14 protein-coding genes are annotated in these 16,773 nt (G+C 37.7%); 4 read left to right on the top strand and 10 right to left on the bottom strand.

The annotated features are described in order from the left end of the window. Positions 1 to 66: 66 nt before the first annotated feature. Complete coding sequence (locus tag BW964_RS05875; protein ID WP_076505621.1) at positions 67 to 723, top strand: GDSL-type esterase/lipase family protein; 657 nt, start codon at positions 67 to 69, stop codon at positions 721 to 723. 153 nt (positions 724 to 876) lie between these two features. Here the strand turns inward: BW964_RS05875 and BW964_RS05880 are convergent, their stop codons facing one another. The 4 genes from BW964_RS05880 to BW964_RS05895 form a co-directional block, all read right to left on the bottom strand. Further along, a complete protein-coding gene (locus tag BW964_RS05880) occupies positions 877 to 2,238 on the bottom strand; it encodes a DEAD/DEAH box helicase (protein ID WP_076505623.1) in 1,362 nt (453 codons plus the stop codon). Positions 2,239 to 2,416: 178 nt separating this feature from the next. Continuing rightward, complete coding sequence (locus BW964_RS05885; RefSeq protein ID WP_076505625.1) at positions 2,417 to 2,926, bottom strand: hypothetical protein; 510 nt, start codon at positions 2,924 to 2,926, stop codon at positions 2,417 to 2,419. 115 nt (positions 2,927 to 3,041) lie between these two features. Continuing rightward, on the bottom strand, positions 3,042 to 4,691 hold the full coding sequence (locus tag BW964_RS05890) for an ABC1 kinase family protein (RefSeq protein ID WP_076505626.1): 1,650 nt from the start codon (positions 4,689 to 4,691) through the stop codon (positions 3,042 to 3,044). Positions 4,692 to 4,864: 173 nt separating this feature from the next. Then, positions 4,865 to 5,071 carry a cold-shock protein gene (locus tag BW964_RS05895; protein ID WP_073336871.1) on the bottom strand — a complete coding sequence of 69 codons (207 nt, stop codon included), beginning with the start codon at positions 5,069 to 5,071 and terminating at the stop codon, positions 4,865 to 4,867. A gap of 201 nt (positions 5,072 to 5,272) precedes the next feature. On the opposite strand from BW964_RS05895, the gene BW964_RS22480 reads away from it, so the two are divergent. From BW964_RS22480 to BW964_RS05905, 3 genes are all read left to right on the top strand, one after another. Further along, the gene (locus BW964_RS22480; RefSeq protein WP_165789178.1) at positions 5,273 to 5,440 is read left to right on the top strand and encodes a hypothetical protein; all 168 of its coding nucleotides are present in this window, start codon (positions 5,273 to 5,275) and stop codon (positions 5,438 to 5,440) included. 88 nt (positions 5,441 to 5,528) lie between these two features. Then, complete coding sequence (locus BW964_RS05900) at positions 5,529 to 6,341, top strand: helix-turn-helix domain-containing protein (RefSeq protein WP_076505628.1); 813 nt, start codon at positions 5,529 to 5,531, stop codon at positions 6,339 to 6,341. Between the two features lie 72 nt (positions 6,342 to 6,413). Then, positions 6,414 to 8,090 (top strand): alpha/beta hydrolase-fold protein, encoded by a 1,677-nt coding sequence (locus tag BW964_RS05905; protein ID WP_076505631.1) that lies wholly within the window; start codon positions 6,414 to 6,416, stop codon positions 8,088 to 8,090. A gap of 55 nt (positions 8,091 to 8,145) precedes the next feature. Here the strand turns inward: BW964_RS05905 and BW964_RS05910 are convergent, their stop codons facing one another. The 6 genes from BW964_RS05910 to purM all read right to left on the bottom strand — a co-directional run bounded on the left by BW964_RS05910 (position 8,146) and on the right by purM (position 16,562). Then, positions 8,146 to 9,654 (bottom strand): carbon-nitrogen hydrolase family protein, encoded by a 1,509-nt coding sequence (locus BW964_RS05910; protein WP_076505633.1) that lies wholly within the window; start codon positions 9,652 to 9,654, stop codon positions 8,146 to 8,148. Between the two features lie 417 nt (positions 9,655 to 10,071). Continuing rightward, a complete protein-coding gene (gene guaA / locus BW964_RS05915) occupies positions 10,072 to 11,601 on the bottom strand; it encodes a glutamine-hydrolyzing GMP synthase (RefSeq protein ID WP_076505635.1) in 1,530 nt (509 codons plus the stop codon). 169 nt (positions 11,602 to 11,770) lie between these two features. Further along, positions 11,771 to 13,009 (bottom strand): phosphoribosylamine--glycine ligase, encoded by a 1,239-nt coding sequence (purD, locus tag BW964_RS05920; RefSeq protein ID WP_076505637.1) that lies wholly within the window; start codon positions 13,007 to 13,009, stop codon positions 11,771 to 11,773. An 88-nt stretch (positions 13,010 to 13,097) separates the two neighbouring features. Further along, positions 13,098 to 14,615, bottom strand: a complete 1,518-nt coding sequence (gene purH / locus BW964_RS05925; protein WP_076506675.1) for a bifunctional phosphoribosylaminoimidazolecarboxamide formyltransferase/IMP cyclohydrolase — start codon at positions 14,613 to 14,615, stop codon at positions 13,098 to 13,100. 303 nt (positions 14,616 to 14,918) lie between these two features. Continuing rightward, a complete protein-coding gene (gene purN, locus BW964_RS05930) occupies positions 14,919 to 15,485 on the bottom strand; it encodes a phosphoribosylglycinamide formyltransferase (protein WP_076505639.1) in 567 nt (188 codons plus the stop codon). 84 nt (positions 15,486 to 15,569) lie between these two features. Beyond that, positions 15,570 to 16,562, bottom strand: a complete 993-nt coding sequence (gene purM / locus BW964_RS05935) for a phosphoribosylformylglycinamidine cyclo-ligase (protein ID WP_076505642.1) — start codon at positions 16,560 to 16,562, stop codon at positions 15,570 to 15,572. Positions 16,563 to 16,773: the final 211 nt, after the last annotated feature.

Below are 16,773 nucleotides of genomic sequence, written 5' to 3' on the forward strand. Positions count from 1 at the left end.
ACACAGACTCTCGATTTTATCGGGAGTTTTTTATTACTTTTATACGACATTTAAAATTTGATTACAATGAAGAAGATTCTTTCAGCATTTCTATTGCTGTATTTCGCCCTGTCCTTTTCACAGGAAAAAAAGCCAATGTTCTGGCAAGACATTCAGAATTTCAAAAAAGCCGATCAGGAAAATCCACCTCCAAAAGACGCCATTCTTCTGATAGGAAGTTCCTCTTTTACGAAATGGACAGACGTCGCCAGCTATTTTCCGGGCAAAACGATTATTAACAGAGGTTTTGGCGGCTCAAGAATGACGGATCTGAATGATTTTGCCGATGATCTTTTAAGCCCTTATCAGCCTAAACAGATCATTATCTATTGTGGTGATAACGATTTTGCAGACAATCATGACCTGAAAGCCAAAGTGGTGGTCAACAGGTTTAAAACGTTCTACAAAAAGATTCGTGAAAAATTTCCTACCATCGAAGTGGATTTTATTTCAATAAAATATTCTCCCAGCCGCGAAGTTCTTTGGCCACAGATGAAAGAAACGAATAAAAAGATCGCCGCTTTCATGAAAAAAGAACCGAATGCCGAGTTTATTGATATTACGAAAGCCATGGAAGATTCTAATGGAAATGTAAGAAGAGATCTTTTCGTGGAAGATATGCTCCACCTGACTCCGGAAGGATATGAAGCATGGGCAAAAGTGATGCAACCTTATATGAAATAATAAAGGCTTCCTAAAGAAGCTGTAACAAAAGAATTGGTCTCCCCACTAAATCATGTGGGTTGAGAATCTTTCATACAAAAAACATTCTCCTGCAGGAGCTCGGGGAAAAACCATAAAAAAGGCCGTTTTCACTAATGGTGAGACGGCCTTTTTTTATTTCTTTTTCTTAGTAGATTTTGATACTGATATCGACTTCTGCTGAGCTCTGTTGGCTCCAAATTTCTTAGGTGCTTTTCTTTTTGAAGGTCCACCCCAGTTTTCTTTTTTGTTCTTATCCTTCTTCTCGTGGAATGCGCCTCCTCCTTCATACAGTTTCACCTGTGCAGGATTCTTCATAATGATCACATCTTCTTCGGAAGCGATTTTCTTAGGGTTTATTTTCACTTCTGCCGGGAAATCATGGAACTTAAGATCCTTATCCATTAATACTTCAATGTCGAGAATAGAAGTTTCTTCTTTTTTAGTGGCGAAAGTAATTGCTTTACCGTCTTTGTCTGCCCTACCCGTTCTCCCTATTCTGTGAATATACTGTTCAGGGATTTCAGGGGTTTCAAAATTGATAACATGGGTGATATTTGAAATATCAAGACCTCTGGCCATTACATCGGTAGTAATCAATCCTCGGATCTCTTCATTTTCAAACCTCTTCATGGCTTTAAGCCTGTAGTTCTGGGATTTGTTTGAGTGAATGACATCAAATTCTTCAGGGAAAAGTTCATCAATTTTAGCAAAAAGAAGGTCAGAGTTTTTCTTATTATTGGTAAAGATCAAGACTTTAGACATGTCTTCATTATTCTTCAATAAATGCTCAAGAAGGTTGATTTTTGTATTAAAGTTTTCAACTTTATAACCGGTCTGTTCAATTTTTTCAAGAGGCGTTCCTGATTTGGCCAGTGAAAGCTCTATCGGGCTTGCAAAATACTGTTCCAGCATTTCATCCACCGCTTCCGTCATCGTAGCCGAGAAAAGAATGTTCTGTCTCTTGGGCTTCATCATTTCGAAAATATGGGTAAGCTGTGGTCTGAAACCTAAGTTCAGCATTTCATCAAATTCGTCAATGATCAGATTCTTAACTTCTTTCAGTGAAATGGCATTATCGATCGCTAGGTCCATTACCCTTCCCGGAGTTCCTACCAAAATATCACATCCGGCATTAAATAAGAGCTTCTGTGTATTGATATTTTTTCCGCCATATATTCCGATTACCCTGGCGGTAATATTTTCTGTCAGTTTCTCAACAATTTCGGCTACCTGCACCACCAATTCTCTTGTAGGAACAAGAATCAAAACAGTAGGATTCCCTGCTTTGTTGTATTTCCATGTTTTAAGAACGGGCAGAAGATAGGCTAATGTTTTCCCGGTTCCGGTTTGCGCGATTCCCATTACATCTCTTCCGGAAAGTATAGGGCCTAAGCTCTTTTCCTGAATAGGGGTAGGTTCGAATAATTCCAGATCCGCTAAAACATCAAGAATTTTAACCGGCAGGTCAAAATCCGCAAAAGTGAGTTTTTCCATGGTGCAAAGATAGGTATTTAAATTTAGAGGATAATCTTGTGTGAATGGTGAATTTTAAGATGTAAGAGCCAAGATGCAAGATGCAAGACGTCAGATTTCAGACATCAGACGCTGAATTCATTAATTTAATTACTACGAACTAATAACCAGCAACTGACAGCTTGACTCACTCCGAAGCTCAATTTACCTTCACACTCTTACTTTTAATCCTGATATCATCGTTTTCCCATTCGCTTGATGTAATAATCACATATCCTTTCTTTTTAGGATCTTTTTTGATCGGGAATTTTTCATCTTCCCACTGTGAACAATGGGTGGAGATGGAAGGAAGCAGAGTCTTCCATCCTGTTTTGCTTAAGGTATATACCAGGAAGCCGCGCCAGCAGCTGGTGCACCATCCGGGATAAAAACCGACTTCATCTTTTCCATCTTCATTAAGATCTCCGAGATTATATAAAGTACCATCGTAAGCCGGGGAAACTATAAAAGGTTTTATTGTTTTGTCACTGAAATAAATGGTGGTTTCACACTTTCCGTCACATTCATCAGTACAGTCACTGACTTTAGTATAGGCATATTCTTTGGTTCCATTGCCATCAAAGTCGCCCAGAAGGCCTTCCGCAGAAGCTTCCTGAGCCATGCATAACGAACCGGTTAAAGTCACAGCGATTAAGATTAGTTTTTTCATAGAATAGTTTTCTTTTTGAGTTCCGTGATTCTGCTTTTATGCTCTAGTATTAATTAGAATGAAAAGTTAAAGAGGATAATTGAGATCTGATGTCTCCTGTCTACACTCTTCTTTCTCACTTCCTGGTTACTCTCAACAAAATGACCAAAACCAATATTACAGAAAAAGCAAACCCCAAAACAGCAACCAAAGACATCTCTCCTACTTTTGGTCCCGATTCTGAAGTAAATACGATAGCTGTAGCAATAATATTAGCACCAAGGATCATGGCCAAAATTAAATTGATGATACTGGATTTGATCAGCTGGTTCGTCTTCTCAATATTTTTAATCTCGCTGGATACGGTGAATTTGTTATCATCCAGTTTCTGAAGAACAGACCGGAGTTCTTTCGGAATTTCATCTACATTATCTGTAAAATTCAGCATTCTGTCCATTCCTGTCTTTAAAAGGTTCTTTGGACTTATCTTTTTCGTTACTATTTTTCTGGTATACGGATGAAGGCTTTTCACAATATCCAGATCCGGATTAATGGTTCTTCCTACTCCTTCTATCAGGCTGATTCCTTTAAACAAAAGATAAAAATAGTCCGGCATATAAAGCCTGTTGTCTTTTAGAATATCCTTCATTTTATTAATGATCACCTGAACGTTGATGTCCTGCAATGATGAGCTGTGAACAAAATTCAGAATATCTTCTACATCATTTTCAAATCTTCTTTCATCGGGAATTTCATAACTGACTGCCATTTTTTTGAGATAACGAACTATTTTATGGGGATTTTTAGCCACAAAACTTACGATCATATTTTCAAGGATCTCCTTATCATTGGGTTGTATCTTTCCTACTGCACCGAAGTCGATAAAGACAATCTTCCCATTCTTTTTCACCAAAATATTTCCGGCATGCGGATCGGCATGAAAAAAACCGTAATCCAGAATCTGAGATACAAATAGTCTCAAACCCACTTCAGAAACCTTTACGGGATCGATGTCATGGGCTAAAAGAGCGGCTTTATCAGTCACCTTTATCCCATCGATAAATTCCATACAAAGAATATTGTTATTCGAAAATTCTTCATAGATTTTCGGAACGTAGGTTTCTTTGTTATTCTTGAAATTTCGGGCAAAATGCAGGATATTTTCTTTCTCGTTGATCAGAGAGACCTCTTCCAGTAAGGATTTTTCAAAAGTTGATATCGCCTGTTTAAGATTTAGTTTTTCTCCTATCTCCGAATAAGCGGAAACCAATTTTTCAAGGTCTTTGATGAGAAGCAGATCGTCTTCAATGAGGGTCTGCACATCAGCTTTTTTAAGTTTAAGGATGACAGGACTTCCATTAAGCAAAACAGCTTTGTATACCTGAGCAATAGATGCTGTTGCCAGAGGTTCTTTCTCTACTTCAAGGAAATGATCTTTTACCGATATATTAAATTCGTTTTCCAGAATTTCCTCGACATCCATATCGATCATATCTACCTTATCCTGAAGCTTTTGCAGCTCCTGAATAAGTTCAGGGGGAAGAAGATCTTCCCTGTTACTGAATGTCTGACCCAATTTTACAAAAGTAGGTCCCAGTTCTTCCAGCACCAGCCTGATTCTTTCATATACGGTACCTTTTGAAACAACTTCATCGGGATCAGCAGAAACCGGTTCCTGCTTATTCCCTGCATTCATTCTTGCCAGCATATCTTTAAATCCGTATTTACTGAGTACGGAAATAAGTCTGGCTGATCTTTTCAGTTTTCTTTGCTGCTTGTCAAACATATATTTGTAGATAGTTGATGCAAATTACTCCAAAAATTGTTCCTATTGCTATTTTTATTTGAATTTGAATCTATGCTCATGCGATCAGCAGAACAGTCTCCTGCCTGACCCCAGCCATAAAAAAAGCCGCCATAGTATGGCAGCTTTATTTTAAACAATATCTTAATAAGTTATTATCCTACTATTCTAACATTGTCTGCTTCAGGTCCTTTTTTACCTTCTTTAATATCAAATTCTACTGCCTGTCCTTCTTTTAAAGATCTAAGGCCTGAAGACTGAATGGCTGAATGATGGCAAAAAATATCGTTTCCGCCTCCGTCTGGTGTAATAAAACCAAAACCTTTTGTTTCGTTAAACCATTTTACTGTTCCTGTCATTATATTTTATTTAAATTGATCAGTGAAGATAGTAAATTTCGAGAATATCATGAAAAAAAAATAACAATTTTTCTTCATTTATTTTCCTAACCTCCAGATAATAAAATCGATACAAATAAAAAAAAATCTATATAGACTATTATTTAAAGGTTTTTTTTATCTTTATATTTATCAAATTACAAACTAACCTATAAATATTACAAAATGAAAAATTTAAAAAACAACAAACTTTCAAGAACGCAATTAAAAGGTATCAGCGGAAATGGTATCATTATCGGCGGGAACTGTTCGAATGAATGCTGCCCTACTGACGGAAGACCGAGATGTCCCCGACTGATCTGTCCGGCTGTGATATGCCCGCAGTATGTATAAAATGTATAAAGTCATTATTACTATAGAGCAGAACATGATCTGCTCTTTTTTTATTTTTAAGCAAAGGTTTTAAAACATTGAAAACTACATGAAAGAAACATTTAAAACTTTCAAACCGAAAAGTTCGTTGATCAGACAATACATTGATTATTATTATCTCGATGTAAAACCCTGCAACCATGTGAATGAATTTCAATGCTTTCCTCACTTCAACAATACGATTTCTCTTTACAGATCTCATATCCTTGCCGAAAAGGGGCATATTGTTTTCGATGAAAATGCCAAACCTTTACAGATCTTTACCCCAACCCGGGAGAAAGTACTGCATATCATACAATCTGGAGAGGTGTACAGACTCGTGATTGTCTTTCACCCTTTGGGAATACAACAGTTTTACAAACATCTGAACTTTGCAGAATATATAACTGATTTTGAATTCTTCAGTGAAGATGAGCTGAAGAAAATTTTTTCAACGGATCAACCGGAAGTCTTCACCAATCTTTTGGACAATTGCTTAGAAAAGAGGTTTAAAAGGTTTGACCATTCTATTCTTGAGCACTCTATAGAGTATATTTTCAGTCGGTGTGACGATTTTACGGTTGCAGCGCTTTCCTCCACATTAGGCATTAGCAGACAATATCTGAACAGGAATTTCCAGGCTCATTTAGGGGTTTCTGTAAAAAAATTTCATGAAATTGTCCTTTTCCGAAAGACCATTAATGAAAAACTGTTTGACAACCCCGACAGAAATTTCACAGAGCTGGCGCATGAGTTCAATTATAATGACCAGTCTCATTTTAACAAAGTCTATAAAAATTTCACAAAAAACTCGCCTAAAAGCTTTTTTGATAAGGGTACCGTATTGGGCACTCAGGATACTTTCTGGTATCTGCAACCTTAATTTTCAAGGTTCCATTTTTACAAGTTTTTTAAATCTGCTCTTCGTAGGTTTGTCCCATCGACTTTTAAATCTATGAGATATTATTTAACATTGGGATTAACCCTGCTCTGTTTTCTTGTCAACGGACAGGAAAACTATTCCACTTTAACTCAAAAGGCACTGGAAACCATGTGGAAAGCTAAAGATGAGACCGGATATCAAAAAGCTTTGACACTGTATGAAGATGCTTTTAAAATCTATCCCGACAGCATTGACGGAACAGGACTTTACAAAGCTTCGGTGCTGGCCTCAGAGCTGAAAAATTATGATAAAGCTTTTCAGTACCTTATCCCCTTAGCAGCAATGAAAGCAGATGAAGATGGTTATCCCGGCTGGGATTATGTCATTGGGGAATCTTCTAAAAGTGAATATAAAAATTTACTGGATGATCCCAGATGGAAAACGCTTGTAAAAAGTGCATTACGGGACAAAGAATTGTTTTACAGAGACCTGAGAGAAATTCAGGATGAATTTTTCAGGATCAAGGACTACTCTTTTAAGGAAAAAGAAAAGGCAGCTGTACTGTATTCAAAAATAAAGAATTCTGCTCCTTATCTACCGAAAAAGCAACAGAACTATTCCATTTTGTTCAAAGTAAATGATTCTACGACAACCTCTTATCTGGTTCATCTGCCCAAAGACTATGATCCCGAAAATAAATATCCGGTTCTTTTTTTCCTTCACGGTGCCGTTCGCAACAATGTCCTCACAGATTATCAGATGCCTGCGGAAAACCTTGGCGGATGGAACAGGTTTTACAAGAAATATGCAGATTTGAATCATGTCATTCTGGTTTTTCCGAAAGGAGGCAAAAAATACAATTGGATGACTCCCGATGATGGTTTTTTTATGATTCCGGAAATGCTGAAACAAATGAAAAAGGCTATCAATGTGGATGATAATAAGGTTTTTATTTCCGGGCATTCCAACGGCGCAACGGGCTCGTTTTCTTATCTGATGAAACAGCCCGGACAGTTTGCAGGTTTCTATGGATTTAATACGTATCCTAAAGTTTTTACAGGCGGAACTTTTATTGAAAATATAAAAAATCGTTCTTTTATCAACTTCTCTACTGATCAGGACTATTATTATCCTCCGAATGCCAATGATGATTTCACGAGGTTAATGGAAGGGATCAAAGCCGACTATAAGGAAGAGCGTTACAATGGGTTTCCACATTGGTTTCCGCAGTTTGATGAATCGGAAGCGGCTTACAACATACTTTTCAGTGATTTAAAAACCAGAAGAAGAAATCCTTTTCCAAAAGAAATTTCCTGGGAATATGATGACGAAAAGTATGGAAATGCGGATTGGCTTTCTGATATCAGGCTTGATACGCTGCGATCCAAAGCGCAGTGGCACAAAGCTTTAAATTTTAAAATAACAAAATGGATGAAGTATGATGAAAAGGACAGTTTAATCACTGAAGATGTAAATAAAAATGCTTTTGATTTCCCAAGAAAATCGGGTAAAGTAAAAGCTGAATATTCCGGCAATATTTTTAAGATCGAAACGTCCTGTATTCAGTCTCTTTCAATCCTCATCTCTCCTGAAATGGTTGATCTTGACAAAAAAATCAAAGTCTTTATCAACGGGAAACTGTATTTCGACAAAAAAATACAATACGACCGGAAGTTGATGCTTAAGAACTTTGAGAATAACAGAGACCGGAGTCAGATCTGGGTAAATGCTCTATATTTTAAGGTGTAAAAATTAAAATATCCTGCCGCATGACAGGATATTTTTTATTGTTATTATACTCTTCTTACTTCAGGTAGGTTTCATAGAGGTCTTTTCTACGATCGTTCATTACCTGAACAGAGCCGTTATGGTGGAGATCTTTCAGAAGATTAAGGTCTACGTCTACAATGAGGGTCATTTCTGTATTAGGAGTGGCTTCACCTTTTACGGCATTAGATGGAAAGGCAAAATCTGAAGGGGTAAATACGGCAGCCTGCCCAAACTGTATATCCATATTATTGACTCCCGGAAGGTTGCCGACACATCCTGCTATAGCAACATAACATTCATTTTCTATCGCTCTCGCTGCCGCGCAATGACGTACTCTGATATAGGCATTTTGAGTGTCTGTAAGATAAGGGACAAAAAGAATTTTCATGCCCTGATCTGCGAGAATCCTCGGCAATTCGGGAAATTCTACGTCATAGCAGATCACCAGACCTATTTTTCCGCAGTCGGTATCAAAAACTCTGATCTCGTTTCCGCCTTTCATGCCGTAGTATTTTCTTTCGTTTGGCGTGATGTGGACTTTACGGTATTCATCAATGCGACCGTCACGGTGCAAGAGGTAGCTCACATTATACAAATCATTAGTATATGTATCAAAAACAGGCATGCTTCCTGAGATAATATTGACGTTGTAGCTAATGGCCAGTTCAGAAATTTTGTTTTTGATTTCTTCACTCAGTTTAGCCAGTTCTATCATACTGTCTCTTTCTGAAAGCTTATTGAATGGTGCCAGCAACGGAGTATTGAACAGCTCAGGGAAAAGAACGAAATCGGACTTGTAATCCCCCATTACATTAACAAAAAACTCTACCTGCTCATAAAAAGCATCGATATTTTTAAAATGCCTCATCTGCCATTGAACCAATCCCAAACGGATGATGCTGTCCTGCATGGTATTGGGCTTTTTGCTGTAGTAGATATTGTTCCACTGCAACAAAACGGCATTTTCCAGTGATGATTCATCTTCAGGAAGATATTTTTTTAGGATCTTTATAGGCAGGAAGTTATTGGAAAGCTGGAATGACAATACGGGATCGTAAATTTCTTTGTCTCTTACTCTTCTGATGTATTCTCTTGGAGAAAGCTCATCACTGTATTTATGATAATTCGGAATTCTTCCGCCCAGAATGATGGACTTCAGGTTAAGCAATTCACATAATTCTTTTCTGGCGTCATACAGTCTTCTACCGAGACGCAGCTCACGGAATTCAGGATCTACAAAAACTTCAATTCCATAGAGTACATTTCCAGTGGAAAGGTGGGTATTGAAGGTATAATTTCCTGTAATATCTACATAGGTATGATCATCTCCGAATTCGTCATAATTCACAATGATGGAAAGGGCTACCGCAGCCAGTTTTCCATCCACAGTGATACAGATCTGACCTTTAGGGAATATTCTGGTGAGCTTTTCGATGCTCTTTTTAGACCAAATAGATTCGGACATCTGCGGATACGCGCGTTTCATCGTTACTACCAATTCATCATAATCCTGAAGGGTCAGGGCTCTTGTTTCTATTTGCATTTGACGTAATTTTACTTAAATTTAGGGAAAAATAATCAGCAGAGAAAGTTATTCCCAAAACACATCCATAAAAATGAAAATATTTCGTCTGATTCATTCTATAGCAGTCCTCATCATTTTTGCCTTATTTTTTTTAAATTCAGCCTCAGCAAATAATGTTTCTCATAATTTAAATTTATTATTCAGTTCAAATCTCAATAGCCGTGATGGAAAAAATCTCCTTTATTTTTTTTCAGGATTATCACTATTGATAAGTTATTTTATGGTTGGTGAGAATAAAATATTTAAAGGAATATATTTTTTATTAATCTTAATAAGTATTGTATTGATACTATTTTCTATAAAACAATTTTAAACCCAATATCATAAAAAAATCCTGCCCAGAGGCAGGATCTATGTATATTAATTTAAGCAAGATTATTCCCACTCAATCGTTGCAGGCGGTTTGCTTGAAATATCATAAGCTACTCTGTTGATTCCTCTTACCTCGTTGATAATTCTGCTGGATACTGTATCCAGGAACTCGTAAGGAAGTCTGCTCCACGTTGCCGTCATAAAGTCGATGGTGTTGGCAGAACGTACTACTGCTGTATATTCGTACGTTCTTTCATCTCCCATTACTCCTACTGATTTCACAGGAAGAAGGACTACGAAAGCCTGAGATACTTTTTCGTAAAGATCATTTTTGTATAATTCTTCAATGAAAATATCATCAGCTTCCTGAAGGATTTTCACTTTCTCAGCATCTACAGCGCCCAATACTCTGATTCCTAATCCAGGGCCCGGGAATGGGTGTCTGTGTACCAAATGATGTGGAATACCTAACTCCTCACCTACTTTTCTAACCTCATCTTTGAAAAGTTCTCTTAAAGGTTCCAATAATTCGAATTCCATATCTTCAGGAAGTCCTCCTACATTGTGGTGAGACTTGATCACTGCAGATGGTCCGTTCACAGACTGGCTTTCAATAACGTCAGGATAGATGGTTCCCTGAGCTAAGAATTTAGCGCCTTCAATTTTGTGAGATTCTTCATCAAAAACATGAATAAATTCGTTTCCGATGATCTTTCTTTTCTGTTCCGGATCGTCTACTCCTGCTAATTTTGAAAGGAATCTTTCTTTAGCATCAACCATTTTAATGTTCATATGGAAATGTTCTCCATAGTTGTCCATTACTTTCTGGCCTTCTTCTTTTCTCAATAACCCTGTATCCACGAAGATACACGTCAGCTGATCCCCGATGGCTTTGTGAATAAGAACCGCTGCTACAGAAGAGTCAACACCTCCTGAAAGTCCAAGGATTACTCTGCTGTCTCCAACTTTTTCACGGATTTCTTCAACTGTTTTTTCGATATAGTTCGTCAGTTTCCAGTTTTTCTCAGCATTACAGATTGGGAAAACAAAGTTTTCAAGCATTTTACCGCCTTCTTCCGTATGAGAAACTTCCGGGTGAAACTGAACGCAATATATTTTTTTGTCTTCATTCGAAATAGAAGCAATAACTCCTGATTTTGCATTTAATTCAAAACCTGAAGGCAATTCTCCTACTTCGTCAAAGTGACTCATCCATACGATAGAATTCTGAGTAACTCCTTTTAACAAAGCATTTTCTTTGACAATATCCAAATGAGCTTTTCCGTACTCTCCTTTTTCACCCTTGTTTACTTTTCCGCCTAAAAGGTGAGCGGTAAGCTGCATTCCGTAGCAAATTCCCAATACAGGAATCCCTTGTTCATACAATTCTTTTTCTACCAGATGAGCATTTTCTGCGTTCACAGAGCTTGGTCCTCCGGAAAGGATGATTCCTTTGGGCTGTTTTGCTAAAATATCCTGTAAAGGTGTATTGAAAGGAAGAATTTCGGAATATACACCCATCTCACGGATTCTTCTTCCGATAAGCTGGTTGTACTGTGACCCGAAATCTAATATGATAATACCGTTGTTCATTTTATTTTATAAATGATAATTGATTGATATGTTTTGAATGATCTCAGATTTCAGACCTCAGATTTCAGACTTTGGGCCTGGTATCTGAGATCTTGCATCCGGTATCTAATATTGACTGTTTTACAAAAAAAGACTTGGAAAGGTTCCAAATCTTTTTTCGTGATTTATTTTAAAACTTTCCGATGTCTTCTCTGTAGAAGCCGTAATCGAAATGAATATGGGCTGCATCTTCGTAAACCTTTTTGCGGGCGTCGTCATAGGTAGCTCCTGTAGCAACGATGTTCAGAACTCTTCCACCGTTAGAAACTACTTTGTCCGCTTTTCTTACGGCACCTGCGTAAAGAAGTTTGGAATGTTTCAGTTTGTCCTCTCCTACAATTTCGAAACCTGTTTCAATATTTCTAGGGTAACCTCCTGAACACATAACAAGACATACTGCTTTTTCGTCTTTAAACTTAAGCTCGATATCTTTTCCTTCCATACAGTCCTGGATCACATCAAGAAGATTGTTTTCCATTAATGCCATTAATACCTGAGTTTCCGGATCTCCGAATCTCATGTTGTATTCCAGAAGGTAAGTTCCGTTTTTAGTCACCATCAATCCGAAGAAAATGATTCCTTTAAAGCTGAATCCTTCTCCTTTAAGACCGTTAATGGTAGTTTGTAAGATATTTTTTTCAAAATCGGCATAATGCTCCTGCGTAAAATCAGGGCTTGGTGCTACAGATCCCATACCACCGGTATTTGGTCCTGTATCTCCATTTCCAGCTTTTTTATAATCTTTGGCCGCGATACAAGGGAAAATCTTTTCACCGTTGGAGAATGCAATGATGGAAGCTTCAAAACCTTCTAAATATTCTTCAATAACCAGACGGATTCCTGCATCTCCATAAATTCTTCTGATCATGAAATCGTGGATCGTAGCTTCAGCTTCTTCAAGGTTGTCACAGATAACTACCCCTTTTCCACCTGCCAGACCGCTTGCCTTCACTACTAAAGGATACTGCTGAGTCTGAACATATTCTTTAGCATCATTATATGAATCAAATACTACCGCTTTAGCCGTTTTGATATCATAGGTCTGCATAAATTTCTTAGAGAAAGCTTTACTTCCTTCCAGACTCGCTACTTTTTGGTTCGGACCGAAAACTTTAAGATCGTGCTTTTTGAATTCATCCTTCAGACCTGCAACAAGAGGTGCTTCAGGACCTACAATGGTAAGATCCACCTTTTCTTTAATGGCAAAATCTCTCAGTTCTTTGATCTCTGATAAATGAACATTTTTCCCTATTACATCGGTGGTAGCATTACCGTTAGCAAAAAACATTTTAGAAATTCTTGGGTCATTCTGAAGCTTTGCTGCTAAAGCAGATTCTCTACCGCCTTCACCTATGATTAATATTCTCATACTTTATTTATTATCTAGTCTATTTTACAAATATATAATTTTGAATGCTATAAATACAATCCCAAATTATTTTTTAATTCTATTTTAATTAATGTAAAAAATGTCTCACCCCGGTAAACATCATAGGAATACCGTGCTCATTGGCAGCTTCAATACTGTCCTGATCTTTTACACTTCCACCTGGCTGGATGATTGCTTTAATTCCTTCTTTAGCGCAGAAATCTACTACGTCACGGAAAGGGAAAAAGGCGTCAGAAGCCAGTACAAGATCTCCTGTGAATTTCTCTTTTGCTCTTTCAATGGCCTGCTCGGTCGCCCAGATTCTGTTCACCTGTCCGCCACCGATTCCGAAGGCCTGAATACCATTGGAAACAACAATCGCGTTTGATTTTACGTACTTCACGACTCTCTGAGAGAAAAGAAGGGCTTTTTTCTGTTCTTCTGAAGGCTGTACTTCAGTTACTACTTTGATATCGTCTGAAAAATGGGAGTCATTATCCTGAACCAGGATACCTCCGTCAATTTTCACCCACGTTTGCTTGTCAGAAACCGGGTTAACGATTTTTATAATTCTAAGGTTTTTCTTTTTTCTTAAAACTTCAAGAGCTGCTTCATCAAATTCCGGAGCCATGACGATCTCAAGGAACGTTTTGTTCAGCTCTTCAGCTGTTGCTGCATCGATCTTGTAGTTCATTGCAACAATGCCGCCAAAAATAGAAATCGGGTCACATTCGAAAGTTTTTTGGTAAGTTTCCAATGCTGAAGTTCCGATGGCTACTCCACAAGGGGTAGAGTGCTTCACTGCGCAGCATGCCATTTCTTCTTTGAATTCGGTTACTACCTTCCAGCAAAGGTCCATATCACGAAGGTTATTGAAAGAAAGTTCTTTACCACCTAGTTGTTCGAAATCTTTCATCGCACCGTTTTCAAACGTAGAAACGTAGTAAGCAGCAGTTTGGTGAGGGTTTTCACCATATCTTAAATCAGATGCTTTTTTATAAGAAGCATTAAGATACGCAGGATATTCTTCATCTAAAAGCATTCTTGAAATAGCCCCGTCATAAGCTGAAGTAAGGTTAAATACTTTTCCTGCCAACTTTTTACGGGTTTCGATGTATGTATCACCGTTCTGTTCCATTTCCAGTTTTACCGTTGCATAATCTTCCACATCGGTAATTACGGTAACAGAATCGAAGTTCTTAGCTGCCGAACGAAGCATTGAAGGACCGCCGATATCGATGAATTCTACTTTCTCATGTAAAGAAATATCTTTGTTTACATTTTCAAAGAAAGGGTAAAGGTTGACGATCACCATATCGATCAGATCAATTCCATGTTCCTGAACGGTTTTCATGTGTTCTTCATTGGAACGAACTGCTAAAAGACCTCCGTGTACTTTAGGGTGAAGGGTTTTCACTCTTCCGTCCAGCATTTCAGGGAAATTGGTTACCTCATCGATCTGAATCGGATTTAAACCAGCATCTTTCAAATGCTTGAACGTTCCTCCCGTAGAAATCAACTCATAATTCTGGGCTTCCAAAAACTGGGCGAACTCGATCAGGCCGCTTTTGTCAGAAACACTGATTAAAACTCTCTTTTTACTCATTTTTACTTTTTGATTTTTTCCCATAGGATTGCATCCTATGTTTGTTTTAAATCGTCCTTGGGGATTTTTTATAAGCATTAGGATAAAAATCCTATCCTTGATTAAATTGTCCCTTCAAGACTTTTACTTTCAATTTTTACTTTTCACAGCTATTTCAAACTGTAGCCCGGTCTTTCACCCCCGGACTTACTTTTATTTACTTAGATTTCTTTTTTAATGTAACAATGGATCAATGTAACAGTCTAGCAATGTAATAATGATCATAATTGGTACATTGGTACATTGTTATATTGGTACATTATTCTATTGATTTCCTAAAACTTTATTGATCGCTTTTGGAAATATTTCATATTCAATATGATGTACTTTCTCTGCAATCGTTTCCGGAGTATCTTCTGCCGTTACTTCAAATGATTTTTGAAGAATCGGTTCTCCTTCATCAATGCCTGGAGTTACAAAATGAACGGTTGCACCGCTTTCTTTTTCCCCAGCTTCAATAACGGCATTGTGAACATGCATTCCCCACATTCCTTTTCCTCCGAATTTAGGAAGCAATGCAGGATGGATATTGATAATCTTCCCTGTCCAGTTTTCACAGAATTCAGGTTTTAGAATGGATAAGAATCCTGCCAATACGATCAGATCTGTATCTTTCGGAATCACATGTCCCAATTCATTGCTGAAGTTCTTTCCTCTTGGGATCAAAAGATGGTCTATATGATGGTTTTTTGCTCTTTCAAGTCCGTAACATTCTCTATCTGCCACTACCAAAGATACTTTTGCATTCTGGATTTCTCCGTTGTCAATGGTATCTATGATTCTCTGCAGATTGGTCCCGGAACCTGAAACGAGTATAACTAAATTTTTCATGTTGATAATCTAACAATGGATCAGTCTAGCAATGTAACAATGAATTCAATTGGTACACTGGTACACTGGTACATTGTTATATTGTTATATTGTTAAATTGATTTTCTCGCTTCCCTCCGTGATCTCTCCGATTTCGTAAGCATCGTCTAAAAGATGTAATACTTTTTCTGCGTGATCTGCATCAGCTACGATGATCATTCCTACTCCCATATTGAAGGTTCCGAACATTTCTTCACGGGATACGCCACCTCTTTTTTCCAGTTCAAGCATTACACTAGGAATTTTGATCTTGGCAGCATCGATAGAAGCACAAAGCCCTTCAGGAATAATTCTCGGAACATTTTCGTAAAGTCCTCCTCCTGTAATGTGAGCAATACCGGAAACTTTTACTTCCTCCAACACTTTATGAATATCTTTGTAATATAATCTTGTAGGTACTAAAAGGGTTTCGTATAAAGGTTTTCCTTCAAACTCTTCCTGGAAGTCAGGGAATACTTTTCTTACCAATGAAAATCCGTTGGAGTGGAATCCTGAGCTTGGAAGTGCGATGATTTTATTTCCTGTTTTGATGGTAGAACCGTCAATAATCTGATCTTTTTCCACGATCCCTACACAGAATCCTGCAACATCATAATCTCCCGGCTGGTACATTCCCGGCATTTCAGCAGTTTCACCACCAATCAATGCGCAGTTGTTGTCCTTACAAGCTTTCACCATTCCAAGAACGATTTCAGCAGCAATTTCTGAATCCAGCTTTCCGCAAGCCAGATAATCTAAGAAGAATAGAGGTTTTGCACCATGGCAAAGGATGTCATTGGCACACATGGCGAAACAGTCGACCCCGATAGAATCGTATTGTTTGGTATCCAAAGCTACTTTCAGCTTGGTTCCTACTCCATCTGTTCCTGAAACCAGCACCGGATTTTTATATCCTCCGATCTCATAGAAAGCTCCAAAACTCCCCAAATGGTTCAATACATTTGAGTTATGGGTTTCGCCTACTGCTTTTTTGATCTTATCAACCGTTTTGTACCCTTCTTCTTTGTCTACGCCTGCTGATTTGTAAGTGTTGCTCATGTTTAATAATTTTATTAGTGTAGCAATATATCAGTTTAACAATGTAACAATCATCTTGTTTGGAAAACCAAAAAACTGGTATATTGATACATTGGTATATTGGTACATTTTATTTCTATAATTACTTTTTATATCGGTTTTAGAAAATAAAAAAGCCGACAATCTTGGTAGATTATCGGCCGTTATTTTATCTCAGAATTTCAGAGTCCAC

The sequence above is a fragment of the Chryseobacterium shigense genome, from assembly GCF_900156575.1.
Taxonomy (GTDB): domain Bacteria; phylum Bacteroidota; class Bacteroidia; order Flavobacteriales; family Weeksellaceae; genus Chryseobacterium; species Chryseobacterium shigense.